The 24568-nt window shown below is 70.5% G+C and carries 18 protein-coding genes; 8 read left to right on the plus strand and 10 right to left on the minus strand.

From position 1 onward, the window contains the following. Window positions 1-37 precede the first annotated feature (37 nt). Both yczR and QRN19_RS01705 read left to right on the plus strand, forming a co-directional pair. A complete protein-coding gene (gene yczR / locus QRN19_RS01700) occupies window positions 38-1480 on the plus strand; it encodes a MocR-like transcription factor YczR (protein WP_285024833.1) in 1443 nt (480 codons plus the stop codon). A gap of 144 nt (window positions 1481-1624) precedes the next feature. Next, window positions 1625-5581, plus strand: coding sequence for an efflux RND transporter permease subunit (locus QRN19_RS01705; protein ID WP_285024836.1), 3957 nt, complete (start codon window positions 1625-1627; stop codon window positions 5579-5581). 107 nt (window positions 5582-5688) lie between these two features. Here the strand turns inward: QRN19_RS01705 and hutH are convergent, their stop codons facing one another. Further along, the gene (gene hutH, locus QRN19_RS01710) at window positions 5689-7377 is read right to left on the minus strand and encodes a histidine ammonia-lyase (RefSeq protein WP_285024837.1); all 1689 of its coding nucleotides are present in this window, start codon (window positions 7375-7377) and stop codon (window positions 5689-5691) included. A 44-nt stretch (window positions 7378-7421) separates the two neighbouring features. On the opposite strand from hutH, the gene QRN19_RS01715 reads away from it, so the two are divergent. Then, window positions 7422-8174, plus strand: coding sequence for an IclR family transcriptional regulator (locus tag QRN19_RS01715; protein ID WP_079705092.1), 753 nt, complete (start codon window positions 7422-7424; stop codon window positions 8172-8174). Window positions 8175-8220: 46 nt separating this feature from the next. On the opposite strand, the gene QRN19_RS01720 is transcribed toward QRN19_RS01715, so the two are convergent. Continuing rightward, entirely contained in the window at window positions 8221-8703 is a 483-nt protein-coding gene (locus tag QRN19_RS01720) for a pilus assembly protein CpaE (protein ID WP_285024840.1), read from the minus strand. Between the two features lie 99 nt (window positions 8704-8802). On the opposite strand from QRN19_RS01720, the gene QRN19_RS01725 reads away from it, so the two are divergent. Beyond that, window positions 8803-9771 (plus strand): AraC family transcriptional regulator, encoded by a 969-nt coding sequence (locus QRN19_RS01725; RefSeq protein ID WP_285024841.1) that lies wholly within the window; start codon window positions 8803-8805, stop codon window positions 9769-9771. A gap of 26 nt (window positions 9772-9797) precedes the next feature. Here QRN19_RS01725 and QRN19_RS01730 read toward each other — a convergent pair whose 3' ends face one another. Beyond that, window positions 9798-10412 carry a putative antibiotic biosynthesis monooxygenase gene (locus QRN19_RS01730; RefSeq protein ID WP_285024842.1) on the minus strand — a complete coding sequence of 205 codons (615 nt, stop codon included), beginning with the start codon at window positions 10410-10412 and terminating at the stop codon, window positions 9798-9800. A gap of 65 nt (window positions 10413-10477) precedes the next feature. Here QRN19_RS01730 and QRN19_RS01735 point away from each other — a divergent pair, with 65 nt between their 5' ends. Beyond that, on the plus strand, window positions 10478-10963 hold the full coding sequence (locus tag QRN19_RS01735; protein ID WP_285024844.1) for an NUDIX hydrolase: 486 nt from the start codon (window positions 10478-10480) through the stop codon (window positions 10961-10963). 35 nt (window positions 10964-10998) lie between these two features. Here QRN19_RS01735 and QRN19_RS01740 read toward each other — a convergent pair whose 3' ends face one another. Further along, on the minus strand, window positions 10999-12819 hold the full coding sequence (locus QRN19_RS01740; RefSeq protein ID WP_285024845.1) for a glycoside hydrolase family 15 protein: 1821 nt from the start codon (window positions 12817-12819) through the stop codon (window positions 10999-11001). Between the two features lie 304 nt (window positions 12820-13123). On the opposite strand from QRN19_RS01740, the gene QRN19_RS01745 reads away from it, so the two are divergent. Together QRN19_RS01745 and QRN19_RS01750 are read left to right on the plus strand one after the other, a co-directional pair. Beyond that, the gene (locus tag QRN19_RS01745; RefSeq protein WP_285024846.1) at window positions 13124-15496 is read left to right on the plus strand and encodes a DEAD/DEAH box helicase; all 2373 of its coding nucleotides are present in this window, start codon (window positions 13124-13126) and stop codon (window positions 15494-15496) included. Between the two features lie 116 nt (window positions 15497-15612). Further along, on the plus strand, window positions 15613-17010 hold the full coding sequence (locus QRN19_RS01750; protein WP_285024848.1) for an exodeoxyribonuclease VII large subunit: 1398 nt from the start codon (window positions 15613-15615) through the stop codon (window positions 17008-17010). A gap of 35 nt (window positions 17011-17045) precedes the next feature. On the opposite strand, the gene QRN19_RS01755 is transcribed toward QRN19_RS01750, so the two are convergent. Further along, window positions 17046-18563 carry a carboxylesterase/lipase family protein gene (locus QRN19_RS01755; protein WP_285024849.1) on the minus strand — a complete coding sequence of 506 codons (1518 nt, stop codon included), beginning with the start codon at window positions 18561-18563 and terminating at the stop codon, window positions 17046-17048. 67 nt (window positions 18564-18630) lie between these two features. Between QRN19_RS01755 and QRN19_RS01760 the strand changes: the two genes are divergently transcribed. After that, entirely contained in the window at window positions 18631-19053 is a 423-nt protein-coding gene (locus tag QRN19_RS01760) for a GNAT family acetyltransferase (RefSeq protein ID WP_285024851.1), read from the plus strand. 68 nt (window positions 19054-19121) lie between these two features. Here the strand turns inward: QRN19_RS01760 and QRN19_RS01765 are convergent, their stop codons facing one another. The 5 genes from QRN19_RS01765 to QRN19_RS01785 form a co-directional block, all read right to left on the minus strand. Beyond that, window positions 19122-20213: an Rv2578c family radical SAM protein gene (locus tag QRN19_RS01765; RefSeq protein WP_285024852.1), complete on the minus strand. Its 1092-nt coding sequence runs from the start codon at window positions 20211-20213 to the stop codon at window positions 19122-19124. Window positions 20214-20260: 47 nt separating this feature from the next. Beyond that, a complete protein-coding gene (locus tag QRN19_RS01770) occupies window positions 20261-21091 on the minus strand; it encodes an energy-coupling factor transporter transmembrane component T family protein (protein WP_285024853.1) in 831 nt (276 codons plus the stop codon). Beyond that, window positions 21088-22836, minus strand: coding sequence for an ABC transporter ATP-binding protein (locus QRN19_RS01775; protein WP_285024855.1), 1749 nt, complete (start codon window positions 22834-22836; stop codon window positions 21088-21090). Before QRN19_RS01775 ends, QRN19_RS01770 begins: the two co-directional genes overlap by 4 nt. Then, entirely contained in the window at window positions 22837-23418 is a 582-nt protein-coding gene (locus QRN19_RS01780) for an ECF transporter S component (RefSeq protein ID WP_071259786.1), read from the minus strand. It lies immediately after the preceding gene. Window positions 23419-23531: 113 nt separating this feature from the next. Next, a complete protein-coding gene (locus QRN19_RS01785; RefSeq protein WP_285024857.1) occupies window positions 23532-24482 on the minus strand; it encodes a pirin family protein in 951 nt (316 codons plus the stop codon). Window positions 24483-24568: the final 86 nt, after the last annotated feature.

Genomic DNA, 24568 nt, shown 5'->3' on the forward strand with positions numbered 1-24568 from the left:
CTTTGGCGCTAGAGGCCAATCCGGGTATCGTGGTTCAATGGCTTCCATCACCCTGAGTGCCCGATCGCTCGCCGCCTTGCTCGGGCAATGGAAGACCGGTGCGCCCGCGTACCGCGGTCTCGCCGACCGCATCCGACTCCTCGTCCTCGACGGACGCATCCCGGTCGGCACCCGTCTGCCGGCCGAGCGGGAACTGGCCGATCGGCTCGCACTGAGCCGCACCACGGTCACCGCGGCGTACCGCGAACTGCGCGAGGCGGGCTACCTCCGCAGCATCCGCGGTTCGGGCAGCGTCACCCTCCTGCCGTCGGCGCCCACAGCGCTGGCACCCGTGCCACAGGGCGGGTTCCTCGACTTCAGCAAGGCGGCCGTCCCACCGTGCCCCGAGATCATCGACGCCGTGGCCGCCGCCGCCGCCGAGCTGCCGCGGTACATGCACGACTTCGACTACGACCTCGTCGGCATGCCCGAGCTCCGGCAGGGCATCGCCGACCGCTACACCGCGCGTGGCTTGCCCACCGACCCCGACGAGATCATGGTGACCGTCGGGGCTCAGCACGCGATCGCCCTCATCGCCCGCACCCTGCTCAGTCGAGGCGACCGCGTCCTCGTCGAGATGCCGAGCTATCCCCACGCCTACGAGGCGCTCCGAGCGGCCGGGGCCCGGCTCGGCGCGGCGACCGTCTCCTCGGAGACCGGCTGGGACGTCCGCGAGCTCGAGCAGTGGTTCGAACGCACGAGCCCCGCGATGGCCTACCTCATGCCGGACTTCCACAACCCGACCGGGGCCTCGATGCCGCTCGAGACCCGCCGACGGGTCGCCGCAGCGGCCGAGCGGCACGGAACGGTCCTCGTGATCGACGAGACCACGGCCGAACTCGACATCGACCGGCCGACGGACCAGGGCCTCGACGGCACCCCGTTCGCCGCGCTCCCGGGCGCGCCGGCGTCGATCATCACGATCGGTTCGGTGGGCAAGACGATCTGGGGAGGGCTCCGCATCGGGTGGATCCGGGCCGAGCGCGGCACGATCAGGAAGCTCGTCTCGGCGCGCTCGCTCGGCGACCTCGGCACGCCGATCCTCGACCAGCTGACGGTGCAGCAGCTCATGCCGGCCATGGACGGCATCGTCGCGAGGCGCGGGGTCGCGCTCGGCGAGACCCGCGACCGGCTCGTCGACCTCCTGGCCGACCGTCTTCCCGAGTGGACCGTGCCGCGGGTCGACGGGGGGATCGCCACCTGGGTGAACCTCGGCGAGGCCGCGTCATCGCAGCTCTCGCTCGCGGCGCGGAGTCACGGGCTCGTGATCGTCGCCGGGCCGCGGTTCGGGATCGACGGTGCGTTCGAACGCTACCTACGCATCCCGATCAGTTATCCGTGGGCCCAGACCGAGCAGGCGGTCGAACTGTTGACGCAGACGTGGCACTCCGCGATGTTCGGGCACGTGCCGGCCCTGGACTACCTCGAAGACGTCGTCTGAGGTCGTCGCCGACGAGCGTGACACCACTCCACACGCATCGCTCGTGCGTGCCGTGTCCACCCTCCGCGCGAGACCGCCGTGGGGCGCGCACGCGGTGACATACTTGCAGAGTCGGCACCTCTCGCATCAACCGAAAGCGGCTCCGTGCATCTGCTCTCCGTCCTCAGCATGAAGAACCGCGCGTTGATCGCGCTCGTCACCATCGTGGCCGCCGTGTTCGGCGTCCTGGCGGTGGGCGGTCTCAAGCAGGAACTCATCCCGTCGGTCCAGTTCCCGCAGCTCGCGATCATCACGAGCTACCCGGGGGCGGCACCCGAGGTCGTCAACGACGACGTCTCGACCCCGATCGAGACGGCCATCCAGGGCGTGCCCGGCATCGAGTCCACCTCGGCGACGTCGAGCACGAACTCGAGCCTCATCAGCGCGACCTTCACCTACGGCACCGACCTCGCCACCGCCGAGCAGAAGATCACCCAGGCGATCAACCGCATCAAGTCGACCCTGCCCGACACCGTCGACCCCCAGGTGGTCAGCGGCAGCATCGACGACCTCCCGGTGATCCAGATCGCCGTGTCCGGCGCGGCCGACCAGGACTCCCTGGCCGAGGTGCTCTCGAGCTCCGTGGTCCCCGACATCAAGGACGTCGACGGCGTCCGCGACGCGGCGATCGTCGGCGAGGTGGGCAAGCGGGTCACGATCACCCCCGACGACGCCAAACTCGCCCTCGCGGGGCAGACCAGCCGGGTCATCGGGACGACGCTGCAGCAGAACGGTTCCCTGCAGCCCGCGGGCGACATCACCGAGGGCGACAAGACGTTCTCCGTGCAGACGGGCACCAAGCTCACCTCGGTCGACGACATCGCCGCCCTGCCGATCACGGGCGCCTTCGCCGCCGACGGGTCTGTCCTGACCATCGGCGACGTCGCGACGGTCGCCCTGAGCGACGACCCGATCACCTCGATCTCGCGCGTCGACGGCGAGCCGGCGCTCACCATCGCCGTCACGAAACTGCCAGCGGCGAACACCGTCGAGGTCTCGCAGGGCGTGCGCGACATCCTCCCCGAGCTCGAGCGCACCATCGGGTCCGACGCGAAGCTCACCGTCGTCTTCGATCAGGCGCCGTACATCGAGCAGTCCATCGAGGCCCTGACGACGGAAGGCCTGCTCGGCCTCGTCTTCGCGGTGCTCATCATCCTCGTCTTCCTCCTCGACGTCCGGGCCACGCTGGTGACCGCGATCTCCATCCCGACCTCGGTGCTCATCACCTTCATCGGCCTCCAGGTCGCCGAGTACTCGCTCAACATCCTCACGCTCGGTGCGCTGACGATCGCCATCGGGCGCGTGGTCGACGACTCGATCGTCGTCATCGAGAACATCAAGCGGCATCTCTCGTTCGGCGACAACCGCACCGGTGCGCAGCGTGCCGGATCGATCCTGAGCGCCGTCCAAGAGGTCGCGGGCGCGATCACCGCCTCGACCATCACCACGGTGGCCGTGTTCCTGCCCATCGCGTTCGTCGGCGACGTCACCGGAGAACTCTTCCGACCCTTCGCCCTCACCGTCACGATCGCGCTGCTCGCGTCGCTCCTCGTCGCGCTCACCATCGTCCCCGTGCTCGCCTACTGGTTCCTCCGCGCACCGAAGGCCCAGCGACTCGCGGCTGCAGCCGCAGCGGAGGAGGCGCCGTCCGACGCGACGACCGGACCGGTCCGGAGCCGACGCGAGCGCCGGGTCAGCGTGCAGGACGAAGACGACCTCGAGAAGCCGTCGCGGCTCCAGAAGGCGTACCTCCCGATCATCCACTGGACGCTCAAGCATTCGGTCACCACGCTGCTGCTGTCGGTGCTCGTGCTCGTCGGCACCTTCGCGCTCACGCCGTTCATGAAGACCAACTTCCTCGGTGACTCCGGCCAGAACACCCTCACGGTCACGCAGACCCTGCCGGTCGGCACGAGCCTCGACGCTCAGGACGCGGCGGCGAAGCAGGTCGAGACGAAGCTGCGCGACATCGACGGCATCGACACCGTCCAGCTCTCGATCGGGTCGAGCGGAAGCTCCTTGCGCGACGCGTTCTCGGGCGGCGGTGGCGGAGCCATCACCTACTCGATCACGACGAGCGAAGACGCCGATCAGACGGCACTCCAGAAGACGGTCCGCAAGGACCTGTCCGGGCTCGACGACGTCGGCAAGATCGAGGTCGCCGCGTCCGCGGGCTTCGGCGGGTCGAGCGACATCGAGATCGACATCACGTCAGCCCGGCAGAGCGATCTCGCTGAGGCCGCCGACGCGATCCAGCAGGCCGTCACCGGCCTCGACGGCATCGACCAGGTCACGAGCAACCTCAGCGAATCGCGACCCTACGTCCAGGTGGCCGTCGACCGCGACGCCGCTGCCGCCGCAGGGTTCAGCGAGGTCGCGCTCGGTGCGTACGTGTCGCAACTCATGCAGCCGACCACGGTGGGCTCGATCGTCATCGACGACACCACCCTCACCATCTACGTCGACGCCCAGGACCCGCCGACCACCGTCGACGCCCTTGCAGCGACGGAGGTCCCGACCGCCACCGGCCCGAGGCGCCTCGACGCCCTCGCGACGGTCTCCCAGGTCGACGGACCCGCGACGATCTCGACGGTCAAGGGGCTGCGTTCGGCGACGATCAGCGCGACTCCGGGCAGCGACAACCTCGGCACCGCGAGCGCCGAGGTGCAGACGGCGATCGACGACGTCAAGCTGCCTGCCGGCACCACGGCGACCCTCGGAGGTGTCACCGCTTCGCAGAGTGACGCGTTCGGACAGCTGGGCCTTGCGCTCCTCGCGGCGATCCTCATCGTGTACGTCATCATGGTCGCGACGTTCCGTTCGCTGCGGCAGCCGCTCCTCCTGCTGGTGTCGGTACCGTTCGCCGCGACCGGCGCGATCGGACTCCAGGTGATCACCGGCGTACCGCTCGGCGTCCCGTCCCTCATCGGCGTGTTGATGCTCATCGGTATCGTCGTGACGAACGCGATCGTGCTGGTCGACCTCGTCAACCAGTACCGGCGCCGCGGCATGACGGTGATCGAGGCGGTCGAGCACGGGGCCGCGCGCAGGCTCCGCCCGATCCTCATGACGGCGCTCGCGACGATCTTCGCGCTCACCCCGATGGCACTCGGCATCACCGGGCACGGCGGTTTCATCTCGCAGCCACTCGCGATCGTGGTCATCGGCGGGCTCGTCTCCTCGACCATCCTGACGCTCGTCGTGCTCCCCACCCTCTACAACCTCGTCGAGGGGTTCCGCGAACGTCGCGAGCAGCGACGGGCCGCAGCCGAGCCGAAGCCGACGCCGCGCTCGGTCGCCGCGATCGAGGGGCCGCGGGCCGCGACGGTCCCCGCTGAGGAGCCGGCCCTCGTCGGCGCCGGTGGCGGAAGCGCTGCAACCGCGCCGAGCGCGCCTGACGCATCCGTTCCGTCGGCCTCGGCGGACGTGGCTCCGGCGGACGTGGCTCCGGCGGACGTGGCTCCGGTGGACGCGGCTCCGGTGGACGCGGCTCCAGACGGCGCCGCTCCCGCTGACGCGGAACCGGCTGAGGCGGCCCCGACCGATTCGGTTCCTGCCGACGCCCACCCTGCCGACGCGGTTCCCGCGGACTCAGATGAGGCACCCGAGCCGCCGGTCGAGGCATCGAGTGAGCCGGCGGTGGATCGACCGATGACGCGCCCGGCCGCGCACGAGGTGCACGAAGCCCACGAGGTGCACGGGGCGCATGTGGCGACGGGTGACGAGCTGCCGCGTACCGAGGCCATCACCCTTCCCGACGCGGTCTCCGACGCCCCGGCGGAGGAGGTCGTGCACTCCGGCGAACACGTCGCCCCAGCGGTGCAGCCTAAGCCGGAAGCGAAGCCTGAGCCGGTCGCCGAGCCCGAGCCGGTCCTGGAGACGGAGCCGGTCGGACAGGCTGAGCCGGCAGCGGAGTCCGAGCTCTCTGCTCACTCCAGCCCGACGAGCGACACTGCGCCGACGCCTGACGCTGAGCCGACGCCCGATGCCGACACGGCACCCGGGACCGAGCCGTCTTCGGGCACCGAACGACCGAAGCGTCGCCGCGCGCAGTGGCCGTGATCGACCACCTGCCGCTCGGTCGCTGAGCTGAGGCTCGAGCCGTTCGATACGAAGCCCTCGGGAACGCCGTCACCGGCGCCCGAGGGCTTCGTCGTGTGACGCCCGACTCAGCGGAGATCGCCGACCGCGCCGGTGACCGCCCGCAGGACCTCGCCCGACTGCACCAGCGCGGTGACCGCCTCGATCTCGGGGGAGAGGAACCGGTCGGGACCGGGACCCGTGACCTGCTCACGCACCCGGTGGAGCACCGCCCCGGTGCCGACGGCCGGCTCGAGCGGGTTGCGCAGGTCGAGGCCCCGGGCCGCCGTCATGACCTCGATCGCCAGCACCCGGCTGAGGCCGTCGATCGCCCGACGGAGCTTCCGCGCCGCCGCCCAGCCCATCGAGACATGGTCCTCCTGCATCGCGGACGACGGGATCGAGTCGACGGACGCCGGGTGCGCCAGGCGTTTCAGCTCGCTCACGATGCCGGCCGCCGTGTACTGGGCGATCATGAGGCCCGAGTCGACACCGACCTCGTGTGCGAGGAACGGCGGGAGGCCGTTGCTCCGACTCCGGTCCAGGAAACGGTCGGTGCGGCGCTCCGACATGGACGCGACATCGGCGACGGCGATCGCGAGGAAGTCGAGCACGTAGGCGACCGGTGCGCCGTGGAAGTTCCCGTTCGACTCGACGCGTCCGTCCGGGGTGAGCACCGGGTTGTCGACGGCACTCGCGAGTTCCCGCTCGGCGACCGTCGCGGCATGGTCGACGGTGTCCCTGGCGGCACCGTGCACCTGCGGGGCGCAGCGCAGTGAGTAGGCGTCCTGCACCCGGGTGCACTCGGGACCCCGGTGGCTCGCGACGATCGGGGAGCCGTCGAGCAGCAACCGCAGGTTTGCGGCGCTCTCGGCTTGACCCGATTGCGGGCGCAGGGCCTGCAGGTCTGCGGCGAACACGGCGTCCGTGCCGAGCAGGCCCTCGACGCTCATCGCCGCGGCGACGTCGGCGGTGCGCAGGAGCATCCGCAGGTCGTCCACGGCGAGCGCCAGCATCCCCAGCATGCCGTCGGTGCCGTTGATGAGGGCGAGCCCCTCCTTCTCGGCGAGCTGTACCGGCTGGAGGCCGGCGTCCGCGAGGGCCTCCGCCGCGGAGCGCGTGCGCCCGGACGCATCGGTCACCTCGCCCTCGCCCATCACCGCCAGCGCGCAGTGTGCGAGGGGCGCGAGGTCGCCGGAGCAGCCGAGCGATCCGTACTCGCGCACGACCGGGGTGATGTCGGCGTTCAGCATCGCCACGTAGGCGCGGACCGTCTCCACCCGCACCCCGGTGCGGCCCGTCATGAGCGTCGAGAGGCGCAGCGTCATGAGAGAACGCACGACCTCCCGCTCGACGACCTCGCCGCTGCCGGCGGCGTGCGAGCGGACGAGACTCGCCTGTAACTGCGCGCGGCGCGCCGGCTCGATGAACGTGGTCGCGAGCGCACCGAACCCGGTCGAGATCCCGTAGTGGGGCTCGGGGTCGGAGGCGAGCGCCTCGATGATCCGACGGGATGCGGCGACACCGTCGAGGGCCTCGCCGTCGAGGTCGATCCGCGCGCCGTGCCGGGCGACGGCGACGACCTCGTCGATCGACAGCGGCCCGGCGCCGAGGACGACCGAGGTCGGGCCGGCGGGTTCGGGATACGAGCGACTGGAGGTCGTCGGGTCGATGGTGGTCGGGGTCGCGCCGGGCTGGATGTCCATGTTCCGATGGAACACCCGGACGCCGACCGCGGCGGTGCGCGTAGAGTCGTCCGTGTCTGGGATGACAGACATGGACGACAGGCGGCCGCGTCCGAGCCGCGGAGACGAGGCCCACCGTGAGTCAGGTCCCGGCAGCCGACGCCACCCTGCGCGTGCTGAGCCATCTCGCCGGTGCCCGCGGCCCGCTTCCGGCCGCTGCCATCGCCTCGGCACTCGACCTGCCGAGGTCGACGGTCTACCACCTCCTCAGCGTGTTGCAGGAGCACGGCTTCGTGGTCCACCTGCCCGAAGCCCGTCGCTACGGGCTCGGGGTCGCCGCCTTCGAGCTCTCCGGTGGATACGCGCGACAGGAGCCGCTCAGCATGCTCGGGCGCCCGCTGCTCGCCGAGCTGGTCGACCGGGTGGGCGAGAGCGCGCATCTCGCCGTGCTGCACGGGCGGGACGTGCTCTACATCGTGGACGAGCGTGCCCCGCGTCGGCCGCACCTCGTCACCGATGTCGGTGTGCGCCTCCCGGCACACCTGACCGCCAGCGGCTGCGCGATCCTCGCCGCACTCCCGGCCGGCCAGCTGCGCGCTCTGTTCCCCGACCAGGCGGCGTTCGTCGACCGCACCGGCCACGGGCCGAAGCGGTACCGGGAGCTCCGCCAAGTCCTCGCCCAGACGACCCAGGACGGCTATGCGCGCGAGGCGGGCGGGGTGACGCTCGGTCTCGCGAGTGTCGGAGTGGTCGTGCGCGACCACACCGGCTGGCCGGCGGCGGCCATCGCGGTCACGTACGACGCCGATGCCGGGCTCGACCCGGCGTGGCTGGCGCGCGAGATCCACCCGGCGGCGGCCGAGCTGTCGCGGCGGATCAGGGGTCGCTGAGCGCTCGGCAGCGTGGGCGGGCGGTGCCGCGGCTCCGAAGGTGCGGTCAGGCGACCGAGCGCAGGATGAGCTCGAGCAGCGCGGTCGCGTAGGCGTCGGGAGCCGTCGCGGCGCTGAACCGACGCAGCTCGCCCCCGAGTTCCACGACCACCGTGTAGGCCTCGGCGTCGCCGAGCGACAGCAGGACGTCGAGCTCGTCGTCGAGCGTCGGCTCGGCGTCGGTCGGAGCGGCCGGGGACACCGCGCGTTCGAGCGCTCGGAACGACCCGCGGAGCAGCGCCCGCAACTGGTGCTCCGACGGCAGCCAGAGCGTCTCCTCCTGATCGACGGAGTCCAACGCCCACTCGGTCGTCCCGTTGAAGCCGAAGCTGCGGCCGCCCGGGTGCTCGTGTACCTCGACGGTCATCTCGCTCACCGTGAACACGTCGCCGGCGAGTTCACCGCCGTCGATGGTGAACCGGTCGCCGGGTTCGGGGGTCCAGCGGAGGCCGGCGGTGCGGAGCGCTCGGGCGAGGTCAGCGGAGATCATCCGTCCAGTATCGCCGACCACCGTGCGATGCGGCTGGCAACCCCTCGATTCGAGCGGAACCCTGTGCGAGGGTGGAGGTCCTGTTCGAAGGGTCAGATGATGCCCGCACCCGATGATGGCCTGTCCGGTCGGTTCCCTGCGCGCGGCCGCGTCACCACACGACGGTTCGAGGGCGCGATCGGGATGCAGGAGGCGTCGGGCGCGCTGCGATTCGTGGACGTGGACCCCGACCGGTTCTCGATGACCGTCGACTCGGTCGTGCTCGGCGAGTACGTCGTCCATCGCAACACCGTCGGCCCCGGGACGTTCGACGTCGCCGCCGACGCCTACGGGCTCGATGAGCCGGTTGCGACGATCGTGCTGCTCACCGACGGCGCAGCCAGCCTGGTCCACGGCCGGCAGCAGCTCGATTTGGCCCCCGGGACCGGCACGCTCACCATCGGGACGGAGACGTACCGGACGACGATCGAGGAGCATGCGACCTACCTGTACGTGTTCGTGCCCATGCGCGCGCTCCGTCGGCTCGGCATCACCCCGACGAGCGCCCTCGGCCCGTTGGCGCCGTCGCCGCTGCTGCGGGGGAGTGCCGCATTCCTCGTGGAGGTCATCTCCGCGTTCGAACCGATCGGCGGCGCTGCGCAGCTCAGGCTCTGCCGGGTGATCGACACGATGCTCGCGACCCTCTACGTCGAGAACGACCTCTTCCGGGCCGAGGGTGAAGCGGGGCGGGTTCCGCTCCGGCTCCGGATCATCGAGCACATCGCCGCGTCATTCGCCGAGCGGGAGCTGCGACCGGAGACGCTGGCGCGTCGCTTCAACATGTCGACCAGGTCCCTGCAACGGGTGTTCGAGGGGTCGGGCACGAGCGCCGCGGGCGAGATCGCCGAGCGGCGGGTGCAGCTCGCGCTCGCCCTCCTCTCGGACCCCGATCACCGAAGCCTGTCGATCGCCGAGGTCGCGGCCCGGTGCGGCTACCACTCGCAGGCGCACCTCCGTCGAGCGGTCGTCGCGCACACCGGTCTCAGCCCGAGCCAGTTCCGGGAGCGGACGAAGGCGGAGGACGCCTGAGGGCGCGCTGCCGTCCGATGACCGGATCAGGTCGCGGCGGGCCCGCTTCGACGCGGGGCCGTCAACCACGGACGCAGCAGCTTCGTGACGAGCGGCAGGAGCCAGTAGGTCATGATCGGCGTCAGGACGAGCGTCGAGATGAGCACGTGGAGGAACACGCCGAGCGGTTCCCAACCGGGCACGAGCGCCGTGACGAGGAGGGTGAAGACGAGGTTGAGCGGGAAGAAGCCCAACCAGATGCTCACCGCCTGCTTCCAGCGCGGCGGTGCGGGCGGGATCGGGTCCGGGTCGCCGGAGAGCTCGGCCTCCTCGACGCGGAGGATGCCGTCCGGTGCGTCGAACCACCCTTCGATCCCGCTGCGCCGCTCGACGCGGGACTGCTCCATGAACTCGCGGCCGCTCGAGAGCCACCAGGCGCGTTCCTTGGAGTCCTCCCAGTCGGTGAGCGTCTGTTCGTCCGCGAAGCGGTAGAGCATGTACCAGACGTCGCTCTCGGCACCCGCGCGCACCCAGCCGGAGCCGAGGAAGCCGGGGTATCGGTTGGCCAGGTTGATGCCCGCCTGGACCCAGATGGTGGCCTCGGAGATCGACGCCGGGTTGACGCGTCGCTCGATCGAGACGGTGATGGGATCGTGTTCCATGCGCCCAGTAGACCGCACTCGTGTTTCGATCTCGTGTCCCGGTGTCGCGCCCGTAGAGTCGAGGCATGGCGACTCCTGACTTCGTGCTGGCCCTCCGTGAGCGGATCGGGCATGCACCCCTCTGGCTGACCGGCGTGACCGCGGTCGTCCTGCGCGGTCTCGGGACACCCGAGGCCCAGGTCCTGCTCGTCCGGCGACAGGACAACGGGGCGTGGACACCGGTCACCGGCATCATCGACCCGGGCGAGGAGCCCGCGGTGGCGGCCGAGCGTGAGGTCCTCGAAGAGGCGGCCGTGGTCGCCGTCGCCGAACGCCTCGCCCAGGTGCAGGTGCTCCCGCAGAACGTCTACGACAACGGCGACATCACGCAGTACATCGACCTCGTGTTCCGATGCCGGTACGAGTCGGGCGAGCCGTATCCAGCGGACGGCGAGAACTCCGAGGCGCGGTGGTTCCCGCTCGACGCCCTGCCGGAGCAGGTCTCGCAGAACTTCCGCACCCGCATCGCGCTCGCCGCCTCCGATGAGCGTGAGGCCCGCTTCACCCGCTGACGTCCCTCCCCCTGCCCGCGAACTGTCACTTGAGGCTAGTTCCGGGGCCCGTGACTAGCGTTTGGTGACAGTTCGCGGGCCGGAGAGGGTGACGCGGCTGCGGCGATGGCGTCGGCGGCTCGGACGAGGGTGAGGTGCGAGAGCGCCTGCGGGGTGTTGCCGACCTGCCGCGCCTGCTGCACGTCGTACTCCTCGGACAGCAGGCCCAGGTCGTTGCGGAAGGACAGCAGCCGGTCCATCAGCTCGCGGGCGTCGTCGAGTCGGCCCGAGGCCGCGTACTGCTGCACGAGCCAGAACGAGCACGCGAGGAACGGGTGCTCGTCGCCCGGCAGGCCGTCGACCCCGCTCGTCGTGCGGTAGCGCAGGAGCAGACCGTCCTGGAGGAGGTCCTCCTCGATCGCGGCCACCGTCGCGAGCATGCGCGGGTCGTCGGGCGCCACATAGCCGATCTGCGCGAGCACGAGCAGCGACGCGTCGACCTCGGTCGTCCCGGCGTGCTGGACGTAGCAGCCGCGGGCGTGGTCGACGTTCTCACGCTCGATCGTCTCGCGGAGGGTCTCGCGCAGGGCCTCCCAGCGCTCGACGGGTCCGTCCAGACCGTGCTCGCGGACCGCCCGGACGCCGCGGTCGAGCGCCGCCCAGATCATGGCGCGCGAGTGCGTGAAGTGCTGCTCGTCCCCTCGAACCTCCCAGATGCCGCGGTCGGGACGGTTCCAGTGCTCCTCGAGGACGCCGAGCAGGGCGCGCTGGAGACTCCACGAGAAGTCGTCGTCCGCGAGACCGACCGAGCGCGCCTCATCGAGGGCGATCATCACTGACCCGAAGACATCGCCCTGGTACTGCGTGTAGGCGCCGTTGCCGACGCGCACGGGGGCGGCGCCGAGGTACCCGGGGAGGCTGTCGAGCTCCTCCTCCACGAGATGGCGCTCGCCCGCGAGGCCGTACATGATCTGCAGGTCGTTCGGATCACCGGCGATCGCCCGGAGGAGCCACCTGCGCCAGTCGTGCGCCTCCTCGGTGAAGCCGTGCTGCATGAGGGCTTCAAGGGTCAGCGAGGCGTCGCGCAGCCAGACGTAGCGGTAGTCCCAGTTGCGGACGCCCCCGAACGACTCCGGCAGGCTCGTGGTCGCGGCGGCGACGATGCCCCCGGTGTCCTCGTGTGTGAGCGCGCGGAGGACGAGCAGCGACCGCACGACCGCCTCCTCGTACTCGTCGGCGGGATCGCAGCGGGACGCCCAGTCGCGCCACCAGGCGATCGTGTGGTCGATGCGCGGGCCGACGTCGACCGGGTCCGGTACCTCGCGATGCGAGGGGTACCAGGTGAGGGTGAGGTCGACGGTGTCGCCCGCGGAGACCTCGACGGTCGCCGAGTGGGCGTGATCGGACGCCGTCAGGTGCACGCCGCGGACCACGACGGCGTCGGGTCCGGCGACCGCGACGATCCCGGAGCCGTCCGGGAGCTGTCGCACCCACGGGATCGCGTCGGCGTACCCGAAGCGGAGGCGCACCTCGACGTCGACCGCCACGGTTCCGCTGATGCCCTCGACGCGCCGGACGACATCCGCCCGGCGGTCGCCGTGGGGCATGAGGTCGGTCACACGCACCTGGCCGTCGGGGGTCGTCCAGACCGTCTCGAGGACGAAGGTGTCGTCGCGGTAGGCGCGGCTCGCCGTCGCCCAAGCGTCGGCGGGCCGGACCGTCCAGCAGCCGTGGTCCTCGGTGCCGAGCAGCGCACCGAACATCGACGGCGAGTCGAACCGGGGGAGGCACAGCCAGTCGATGCTGCCTTCCGACGAGACGAGCGCGGCGGTGTGGCAATCACCGATGAGGGCGTAATCCTCGATGGGGCTGGGCATGCACCCATGCTGCCACGCCGCCGCTCGCCTGCCTGGGAGCGATGCTCCGTGACTTCTCAGGGTGGATCGGGTAACGTAGGTGAGTCGGCTCGAGACACCGCGTTTGTACCGCGGAGGGTTATGTCAGTCTGGTGGGCCGGTTTCGTCGGAGAGCACTCCGCGAACACACACATGATGTGGACGGCCCCGGCCAGTGATCGCCCGGGTATGAGCATGCCGCAGCGCAGCCGAGGTTTCGGATGGCGCTGTGTGAGTCATGCAGGTTGTTCATGCGAACGAGTTATAACCCGGAAAGCATTTCTCCATGCCCAAGAACAACACCCCCGCCGGCAAACGCCCGGCCAAGAACTTCGACCCCAAGTCCAAGTACGGCGAGAACAAGCGGCCCTTCGGCTCGCGCCCCGGCGCGAAGTCCGGTAGCAAGAGCGAAGGCCACCGCGGCTACCGCCCCGACGCCGGTGGAGCGCCGCAGAAGTCCCGCTGGAACGCCGACGAGCGTGCCGAACGCGCCGCCCGCTTCGAGTCGGAGGAGCGCGGCGACCGCGCACCCCGCGGCGACCGCAACGACCGTCCCGCGTACAACCGTGGCGGCGACCGGAACGAGCGTCCTGCGTACAACCGTGGTGGCGACCGCAATGAGCGTCCCGCGTACAACCGTGGCGAGCGGACTGAGCGTCCGTCTTACGGCGACCGCAACGACCGTCCTGCGTACAACCGCGGTGGCGACCGGAACGAGCGTCCGTCGTACAACCGTGGCGAGCGATCCGAGCGTCCGTCGTACGGTGACCGGAACGAGCGTCCGGCGTACAACCGTGGCGAGCGGTCCGAGCGTCCGTCGTACGGTGACCGGAACGAGCGTCCCGCGTACAACCGTGGTGAGCGGTCCGAGCGTCCGTCGTACGGTGACCGGAACGATCGTCCGGCGTACAACCGTGGTGGCGACCGCAATGAGCGTCCCGCGTACAACCGTGGCGAGCGGTCCGAGCGTCCTTCGTACGGCGACCGCAATGAGCGTCCCGCGTACAACCGTGGTGGCGACCGCAATGAGCGTCCCGCGTACAACCGTGGCGAGCGGTCCGAGCGTCCTTCGTACGGTGACCGCACCGAGCGTCCCGCGTACAACCGTGGTGAGCGCACCGAGCGTCCTTCGTACGGTGACCGCACCGAGCGTCCCGCGTACAACCGTGGCGAGCGGACCGAGCGCCCCTCCTACGGTGACCGCCCGGCCCGTCAGGGTGACCCGCGTCAGGCGAACCGCACCGACCGTCCCGCGCGTTCCTACGACGACCGTCCGAAGCGTTCCTTCGAGGAGCGCCCGGTGCGTTCGTACGACGACCGCCCCAAGCGTTCCTTCGACGACCGCCCGAAGCGCTCGTTCGACGACCGCGGCGCGTCCGACGCCGGCCGTGGCAGCGACTACTACCCGAAGCGCGACGCCGGCTCCTACACGCCCCAGGACGACGTGGTGCTCGAGCGCCTCGAGGCCGACGCGATCCAGGCCGGCGACGTCGAGGGTGTGACCTTCGAGAGCCTCGGCCTCGGCGGCAACATCGTCCGTGCGCTCGCCGAGCTCGGTGCCGACAGCCCGTTCCCGATCCAGGCGGCGACCATCCCGGACGTCATCGCGGGTCGCGACGTCCTCGGCCGTGGTCGCACCGGCTCCGGCAAGACCATCGCCTTCGGCGCCCCGCTCGTCGAGAAGCTCATGGAGAACGGCGGCGGCAAGAACCGCAAGCCGGGTCGCAAGCCCCGCGCCCTCATCCTCGCCCCGACACGTGAGCTCGCCCTGCAGATCGACCGCACCGTGCAGCCCATCGCGCGCGCCGTCGGCCTCTTCACCACGCAGATCTACGGCGGTGTCCCGCAGGGTCGCCAGGTCGGCGCTCTGCAGCGCGGCGTCGACATCATCGTCGGCACGCCCGGTCGCATCGAGGACCTCATCGAGCAGGGTCGCCTCGACCTCTCGCAGGTCACCGTGACCGTCCTCGACGAGGCCGACCACATGTGCGACCTCGGCTTCCTCGAGCCCGTGCAGCGCATCCTGCGTCGCACCGCGCCCGACGGCCAGAAGCTCCTCTTCTCCGCCACCCTCGACAAGGGTGTCGCAGCCCTCGTCAACGAGTTCCTCCCGAACCCGTCAGTGCACGAGGTCGCCGGTGAGGACCAGGCGTCCTCCACGATCGACCACCGTGTGCTGGTGGTGGAGCACAAGGGCAAGGACCGCCTCATCGAGGAGCTCGTCAACCGCACCGAGAAGACCCTCGTGTTCGCCCGCACCCGCGCCTACGCCGAGCGTCTCGCGGAGCAGCTCGGCATGGCGGGTATCCCCGCCGTCTCGCTCCACGGCGACCTCAACCAGGCGCGCCGCACGCGCAACCTGGAGAAGCTCACCTCGGGTCGGGTCAATGTGCTCGTCGCCACCGACGTCGCCGCCCGCGGCATCCACGTCGACGACATCACGCTCGTCGTGCAGGCCGACGCCCCGGACGAGTACAAGACGTACCTGCACCGTGCCGGCCGCACCGGTCGTGCCGGCAAGATCGGTCGCGTCGTCACGATCATCCCCAAGGCCCGTCGCCGCCGGATGACCGAACTGCTCGACCGCGCTGAGATCGAGGCCGCGTTCGACGACGCAGCCCCCGGCGACCAGCTCGTCGAGGACATCGCCACCGCATAGTCCGCACCGCATCAGGAACGCCCGCCGAGCTCACGCTCGGCGGGCGTTCCGCGTTCCGGTCGGCGTACTGTCGCCTCTCTTGAAGCGGCCGATGGTGATGAGTAGGCTCAAAATATATGAGCGAGTCCCGCGAAGCGATCGTCGATGCAGCAACCGAACGCGTCGTCGATGCCGCGCGGAAACCGCTGGGCCGCCGACCGGTCGACGTGAGCCGCGGCGCAACGCTCTACGCCGATGCAGTTGCAGCGATCGGGGCTGTGGCGCTGGTCGGCGAGTGCCGAGCGGCCCAGACGTCGGTTGACCGCCGCACTGCCTGGTTCGACCTTGCAGATCCGAGTGGACAGTGGACGTCCATGCTGGTGCTGGCGCCCGAGCGGAAGCGCATCGAGGGTTTCCTACGCATGGACCTCCTCGAATTCTTGACCGAGGGCAAGGTAATCGCGGTCAGCGGCCACTTCGTGCCGGGGAGACGAAGCGGCGAGCGACAACTTCGCGTGGAGAAGATCAGTGCGACTGCTGTCGAGGACGCAGGAGCCGCCTTCTTGGCTCGAGCGGAGGCTCAATCCTTCCTCGAGTCGGCCTTCGCGCAGGATCCTGAACGGTACGGCGTCAGGGATGCGACTCGTCCGTACCGGGGCAGTGCCAAGCACCTCGCGCAGCGGCTCTCCGATCGAGGGGTGCACGTGAAGCGGGTCGTCACATTGCGGCCGGCCAGCTCTCAGACCCAGGACGAGTTCTCTCGGGGGTTCGCTCGAGTCGGGCTCCACGAGGAGCAGCGGTCCGTGCTCTTCGACCCGACGGGTCTCTCTACGGCGCTCGACGCGATCGAGCCGGCCGATGATGTCGTCGTGGCGATCCATCGGGGAGGTGGACATTGGAGTGACCGTTCGGCGCTGGACGACGTCCAGGTCGTGCGATCGATTATCGACTGTGCAGCCCCTGTGTTCACCGGGGTGGGTCACTGGGCGGATGAGACCGTCGCGGATCGAGCGGCCTTCGCCTCGGCGGCCACACCGACCATGCTCGGAAGTCTGATCACCTCGCTCGCGCGTGAACAGGCTCAGGAGCGCTCACGGCGTTCAGCGCGGAGCGCTACTCCACCATCCACCACAGCGCCGGTTGCGATGCCGAGACCCGAGACGCTTCGCGCCGCGCAGCGATCCGCCGATTGGCAGTTCCGCCGACGGATCGACGAGGCGAGAGCCGCGGCGCTCTATCGCGTGCGGATGCGAGGCGCGATTCTGGCGTTGCTTTGGGCGGCGCTCACGTTCGTCCTCGCCGGTTCGGCGCTGTCGGTGCTCGAAAACGGCCTGGCCGCATCAGCAGTCTGGGTGTGGTTGGCGCTGGCAAGCCTCATTCTGACGTTGTGGAGTGCGTCAGCCCAGCGACGTGCGACCCGGGTGACTGTCAGACAACGGAAGCGAGGCTGGCCGCCGATCGATGATGAATCGTGGTTCGTCACCGCGGCTCAGGTGCGAACTCCGAGACAATTCCGACGGCACTTCGCCGAATGAGCCGTCCCGTGGAGTACCGCCCCGCCAAGCGCCCGCTACCGGGTGAGGGCCGCCCGCTCGTCGTCGCGCGGCGCGAGGACGACGGCGTCGTCGACCCCGTCGAAGGTCCGGACCGGTCGGGTGGCGTCCCAACGCTGCCAGCCCGGGTCGCCTGCCTTCGCGAACGCGACCCAGGCGTCGTGCATCGCGGTCGCGAGCGACTGCGGGGCCGAGGGGCCCGCCATGCGGACGGCCTCCGGGGAGTCGAGGTGGTCGAACACGAAGCCGATCTCCATCGCGTGTGCGGCACCGAGCTCGCCTTCGCCGTCCGCTCCGACCGGGCTCCGCCAGGCGAACTCGTACACCCAGGTGTCCGAGCCGTTGTCGGCGCGTGCGTCCGCCAGTTGATTGAGCGGGACCCGGAGCAGGATGTCGGTGGCGATCGCCCCGAGGATCTCGCCGGGCCTCGCCTTCGGACGGTTGCGGCGGAACGTCCGCACGGCTGAGGCGCTGACGCCGAAGCGCAGTCGCGCCACGAACAGCTGGAGGCGCGTGATCCGCCGGGAGATACCGGTCGGGACGAGGAACAGTCGGTGCTCCTCCGTCGTCGTGCCGATGAGGACCGGGATGTCGGCGGAGCCGCCCGACACCAGGGCGTCCAGGGGACTCAGTGGCGCGAGTGGCGACGACGTCGTGATCGAGAATCCAGGGCCGCCGGTCAGCGGGTTGCCCCCGCCCATCACCCGCTCCTGGGCCGCGACGAGCCCTTCGGGCGGCACACGGCGGAAACCGGCCCTGGTGGCAGGGACGCCGAGGTCCTTGCCCATGAGCTTCGAGATCCGGCCGGAGCGCTCGCGCGGCTCCGAGCGCAGCGGGCCGCTCTGGATGATCGCCCGCCGCATCACCGACGAGGCGTCCGGGTGTGCGAGGAGCGCGGCGACCGAGGCCCCGCCCGCGGACTCACCGAACACGGTGACGTTGTCGGGGTCACCGCCGAACCGCGCGATCTCGTCCTGCACCCACGTCAGCGCCGCGAGTTGGTCGGCGAGACCGAGGTTCAGCGGGACGTCGTCGAGCACCGAGAAGCCCTCGGACCCGAGGCGATAGTTGACGGAGACGAGCACGACGCCGTCGCGCGCGAACGCGGTGCCGTCGTACGAGTCGAGTGCGTTGGAGCCGTGGACGAGCGAGCCGCCGTGGATCCACACCATGACGGGGAGCGGGTCGTCCGACCGCTCGGCCGGTGTCCAGACGTTGAGGTTCAGGATCTCGTTGCCCGGCACCGTCACCGTGGGGAGCAGCTCACCGACCGCGCCGGCGTAGGGCGGCTGCGGGGCGGTCGCACCGGGACGGGTCGCATCGCGGGGGTCGTCCCAGGGCACGACCGGCTGGGGGAGTCGGAAGCGGTCGTCGCCGTACGGCGCTGCCGCGTAGGGGACACCGAGGAATCGCAAGACACCCGCTTCGGTGAGGCCGGTGATCGGGCCGCTGCCGGTGGCGATGGTGACCGTTGTCGATCCGTCAGGCGCCGGGATCGGGTCGCCGGTCGGTTCCAGGCCAGGGTCGATGCTCATACGGGTCCGTTCGTCGATGCTCGGGTGACCAACTGTATCGACGCCGCGTGTGCGGAAGACTGGGCTGATGCCGATCCGTCCCTTCACGCCGTCCGACACCGAGCCCGTCATCGCCCTCTGGCACACCGTCGGGCTCACCCGACCGTGGAACGACCCGGCGAAGGACATCGAGCGCAAGTCGACGACGCAGCCCGAGCTGTTCCTCGTCGCCACCGACGGCGACGGCGCCCTCGTCGGCACGGCGATGGTGGGGTACGACGGTCACCGCGGATGGGTGCACTACCTGGCGGTGTCGCCGGCCCAGCAGGGCGGCGGGCTCGGACGGCGGCTCATGGCCGAGGCCGAGCGTCTGCTCATCGAACTCGGTTGCCCGAAGATCAACCTCATGGTCCGGACGGGCAACGACCGCGTGATCGGCTTCTACGAAGCGCTCGGGTACGGCACCGACGAGGTCGCGCTGCTGAGCAAGCGGCTCATTCCCGACGCCTGAAGCCGATTCGTTCGCCCATCTTTGGGCGAACGGGCGTTCGGTCGCCCAGAAATGGGCGAATGAACGGGTCAGAAGAGGGTCGGCTGGACCTGCAGGCCGGTCGTGACGAACTCCGGGGCGCGCTTGCGCAGCTCGGCCCGCTCGCCGTACCCGTCGCGCAGCATGCCGAGTGCCGACGAGCGGACACCCCCGGTGGCGGGGTCCTCGGTGCCGCGCTCGAGCCCGTGATCGCGGATCATCGGACGGATGCGCGCGGCCAGCCACTTCCGGTACTCCTTCGGGGCGTAGGCGCCGTCGGCGTACATCGAGGTGTAGCGGTCGACGAGCTCCGGGTGCTCCCGCGACAGCCACTGCATGAACCAGGGTTTGACGCCGGCCTTCAGGTACAGGGTCGAGAAGAGGACGGTGCTCGCGCCGGCCTCGCGGATGCGTGACAGGGCGAGGTCGAGGTGGTCGACGGTGTCGGTCAGGTACGGGAGGATCGGCATCATGAAGACCCCGACGTCGAAGCCGAGGTCGGCAGCGGCGCGGACGGTCGCGAGTCTGGCCGCCGCCGTCGGGGTGCCGGGTTCGATCGACTGCTGGAGCTCGTCGTCGTAGATGGCGATCGACATGGCGAGGTCGACCGGTACTCGCTGAGCGACCTCGGCCAGGAGGGGCAGGTCTCGCCGGAGCAGCGTGCCCTTCGTCAGGATCGAGAACGGGGTTCCCGAGTCGGCGAGGGCGTTGATGATCCCCGGCATGAGCCGGTACTTGCCCTCGGCGCGCTGGTACGGGTCGGTGTTCGTTCCGAGTGCCACCGGGTGCCTGCCCCAGCTCGCCTTCGCGAGCTCCTTCTCGAGGACCTCGGCGACGTTCACCTTGACGATGAGCTGTGAGTCGAAGTCCTTCCCCGCATCGAGGTCCAGATACGAATGCGTCGATCGGGCGAAGCAGTACACGCAGGCATGTGAGCAGCCCCGATAGGGGTTGATGGTCCACCCGAACGGCATCACGGACTGGCCGGGTACGCGGTTGAGCGCCGACTTCGCGAGCACCTCGTGGAAGGTGATCCCGGCGAACTCCGGCGTCTGGACGCTGCGCACGAGGTTGTTCAGCTTCGCGAGGCCCGGTAGCGCCGACGTCGTCTCAACCCCGAGTTCCTGTCCGCTCCACCGCATGCCTCCATTAGAACATATGTTCGAGTCCTCCGGGTGACTCCGGACGATCAGTTCCGGACGACGGGACCCGGGCCCGCGGTGAGACTCCACCACACGAGCACGGCGCTCACGAGCCAGAAGGCGACCATGAAGCACCAGTCGCGGGTGCGGAAGGGGATGCGGGTCCGCTCCGTGCGCTGCGGATGGGCACCGAACGCCCGCGAATCCATGGCGAGCGCGACCCGCTCCGCGTGACGGATGGCACCGGCGAGCAGCGGTACGACGGTGCCTGCGGCGCGGCGGACGGCGGCGATCGGTCCGCGACCCTCGACCATGCCGCGGACGCGGTGGGCGGAACGGATCACCTCCAGCTCGTGCCCGAACCGCGGCACGAACCGGTAGGCGGCGAGCGCCGTGTACCCGATCCGGTAGGGCACGTGCAGCTGCTGGATCATCGCTCGGACGAACTCCGGGCCGGTCGAGGTGAGGCCGCCGATGCAGGCGAGGACGAGGAGGGCCGCGAGCCGCAGTGCCGTTGCGAGGCCGACGAGCAGCGCCCCGAGGAAGAACCGGTAGTCGCCGACCTGGAACAGCAGGACGGACTGGTCGACGCGGCTCGGGTCGGTCCACAGGCCGAAGCTGAACGACATGATCGCGACGATGAGCGGCAGCGCCACGAAGAGCAACAGGGCGACCGTCCGCGTCAGGCTGGCTCCGACGAGGATGACGACGACCGCGAGGGCGATGAACAGCGCCGGCGTGACCGGGTCCCTCGTGAACGCGAGGAGGATCATCACCGGGAGCGGTGCACCGAGCTTCGCGAGCGGGTTCAACCGGTACAGGAATCGACCGGCCGGGGTCGTGCTCGAGGCGTACGGGTCGATCGTCGTGGCGCTCATCGGGCGGCCGCCCCGGGCAGGTCGTCGAGTCTCGACAGGTGCCGCCAGTCGGGGTGGTTCGCCAGCGAGCGCATCGCCTGGGCGAGCGGCGGTGGCCGGAGCCCCGCGCGGCGCAGGAGCTCGTCGTCGCCGAGGATCGCGGCGGTCGTGTCGTGGGCGAGGAGGCGACCGCCGGCCATCACCGCGACGTGACTCGCGTGATCGGCGACGAGCTGGAGGTCGTGGGTCACGACGAGGACCGTGGTGCCTTGCGCGTTGAGCCCGGCGAGGAGGTCCAGGAGCTCGTTCGCCCGAGCTCGGTCCTGACCGAAGGTCGGTTCGTCGAGCGCGAGCACCGGAGCTCCGGCGATGAGGGCGCTCCCGACGGACAGTCGGCGCTTCTGGCCGCCGGAGAGGAGGAACGGGTGCACGTCGCGTGCGGATTCCAGGCCGAACCGCCGCAGCAGGTCGTCGACGCGCCGCTCGATCCCGGTGTCGTCGACGCCCCGGATCCGCAGGCCGTGCGCGAGTTCGTCGTGGACGGTGTGGGCGATGAACTGGTGCTCGGGGTTCTGGAAGACGAAGCCGATGTGCGCCGCGATCGTCCGGACGTCGCTGCGCCCCGGGTCGATCCCGCCGACGTCGATGTGGCCGCGGGGAGGCCGGACCACCCCGGCGATCGCCTGGAGCAGCGTCGTCTTGCCGGCACCGTTCGTCCCGATCACCGCGAGGAAGTCGCCCGTCCCGACCTCGAGGCTCACCTCGTGGAGGATCGGGGTGCGTCGGCGGCCGCGACCGCGTTCGACGCGGAGCCGGTCGAGGCGGACCGCCACCGACCGCTCGGCGGTGACCGGCGCGACGGGTGCTGTCGGCAGCGTCGGCAGTGCGGTCGCATCGAGTGCGGCGGTCAGTTCGGCAGGCGTCAGGGGGAGGTGCGGCAGGGCGACGCCGGCTGCGCGGAGGTGCAGGGCGGCGAGCGTCGCGACCGGCAGCCAGACGCCCATCGCGAGCAGTTCGTCGAGGTGCCCGAGCAGGATGTCGCGGGTCGGGCCGTCGAAGGCGAGTCGCCCGCCACGATCGAGGACGACGACCCGGTTGACGAGGTCGATGGCGGCGTCGAGATTGTGCTCGACGAGCAGGATCGCGTGCCGCTTCCCGGCGCCATCGGGTCCGGAGACGAGCGAGCGGAGGGCGGCGTAGACCTCCTCGATCCCGGCCGGATCGAGATTCGCCGTCGGCTCGTCGAGGACGAGGAGGTCGCTCCCCATGGCCAGGGCGCAGGCGATCGCGAGTCGCTGTCGCCCTCCGCCTGAGAGCCGGTCGGGATTTTCGGTCCGGCGCTCCCAGAGCCCGACCTGCCGGAGCGCGCGTTCGGCGCGGGACAGGACCTCCTCGACGGGGAGCAGGAGGTTCTCGGGACCGAAACACACCTCGTCGAGGACTGTCCCGGTGACGATCTGGGCATCGGGGTCCTGGAACACCATCGACACGTGCTCGCTCAGCTGCGCGACCGTCGAGGTGGCCGTGTCGAGCCCGCCGGTGACCACAGCGCCCTCGAACTCGGCCGGGACGGCGTGGGGGACGAGGCCGTTGAGGGCCAGCGCCAGCGTCGACTTCCCCGAGCCGCTCGGCCCGAGCAGGAGGACCACCTCACCGGGTGCGACCTGGAACGACACGTCGTCCGGGGTCCACTCCTCGCGCTCGTCGTGACGGATGCGCACCCGCCGGACGACGGTGGCGGGATGCGTCGGCGGTACGGGGTCCACTCAGGCCCGCGTGCCGGCCGAGCCGCGGTCGCGCTGCAGGGGTTTCGCGATGGACCGCCCCACACCGGCTCTCGCGAGCGCCGCCGCGACCGCCCGCCCGAGCGCGGTGAAGGCGATCGGGCTGAGGACGAAGAGCGCGATGTAGACCGTCTGGGCGAGGGGCGCGAAGTGCTCGATCCCGAGGACGACGAGCACGGAGCCGCCGAAGACGAGTCCCGCGATGCCCGCTGCCAGGTAGAAGACCCAGGCCTTCCAGACGCGGTAGCGCGACACGGCGAAGGGGATCTCCTGCAGGAGCCCGATCGCGAGACCGGTGCCGAAGTAGCGGAAGAACCACTGCGGGCTGAACGCCGCGGAGACGAGGCCGGCGGTGAGCCCGGTCATGAGGGCCACGCCACCGCGTCGGAGGAGTGCCTGCGAGACGACACCCGGCAGGAAGTACACGCCGATGATGAGGCCGTAGAGCACGGGGGCGGTCGCGGAGATCGTGCCGCCGACGTACCCGGAGACGACGAAGACGAGGCCGCCTCCGACGCCGATGGCGGCGCAGGTCAGCAGCAGTCGCGTACTCAGACGTTGCATGAGCCCACCTTCACGAGCAGCCGATCTCCTGAGGACAGCCTATCCTTTATCGGCCGATCGGGACGCCGACGGACATCGCTCGGAACGGGGTCCTGAGCGCCCCGTCCGGGCGATCAGATCGAGCGTCGGCGCGGGGCCAGACGGACGTTCGGCAAGGGCGGCGCCGGGATGCGGTCCGTGCCGTGGCCGGCGACCGACCCGAAGCGCGGCGACCCCGCCTCCCAGTCCTCCCGGGCGGACTCGATGTCCTCGTGAGTGCGACCGACGAAGTTCCACCACATGACCAGCTCCTCCGGGAACGGCGTCCCTCCGAGGAGCACGAAGCGGGCACCGGTCGCGCTCCGGAGCTCCAAGCGATCGCACCCGGGCGCCAGGTAGAGCAACGGTCCGGAGCCGAGTTCGACGCCACCGACTTCGAGCATCCCGTCGAGCACGAGGACGCCGTGCTCGAAGGCCGGATCCACCGGCACCTCGACGACGGTGTCGGCCTCGAGCGTCACGTCGGCGCCGAGCAGGGGCGAATGGACGGTCGCGGTCGACGTCACCCCGCCCAGCGTGCCGACGAGGACGGTCGCCTCCAAGCCTGGAGCACGGTGCACGGGAAGGTCCGTGTGCTGTTCGAACGCCGCCGGCACCGAGGCGGCGGCTTCGGGGAGTGCCACCCACAGCTGGAGGCCGTGCATGGCGGCGGCCTCCGCGCCCACCGAGAACTCGGAGTGCGACACGCCCCGGCCGCTGGTCATGAGGTTCAGCTCGCCCGGGCGGACGACCACGTCGCTGCCCACGCTGTCGCGGTGGCGGATGTCGCCGACGAGCGGCCACGTCACGGTCTGCAGGCCGGTGTGCGGATGCGGCAGGACGCGCATCAGCGAGCGGTCCTCGTCGAAGCGGTCGAGGAAGCACCAGGCGCCGATCATCGGCAGCTCCCGCTGCGGGAGGGTGCGATGGACGCTCAGGCCACGGACGCCGCCGAGGGGGACCTCGCGAGCCTCGAGGAGTCTCGTCCCGGAACCGTCAGGTGCGTGGCAGACGCTGGGGACCGGGTCGGCGTCGAGTCTCGTCATGAGCGCCTCCTTATCACGGACAACGCTACTCCCGCTCGGCCTGACCTCGGCCCGCACCGACGTGGTTGACTGGGCGCGGGGCCCGT

Origin of the sequence: Plantibacter sp. ME-Dv--P-122b (genome assembly GCF_030209375.1) — a bacterium.
GTDB lineage: Bacteria > Actinomycetota > Actinomycetes > Actinomycetales > Microbacteriaceae > Plantibacter.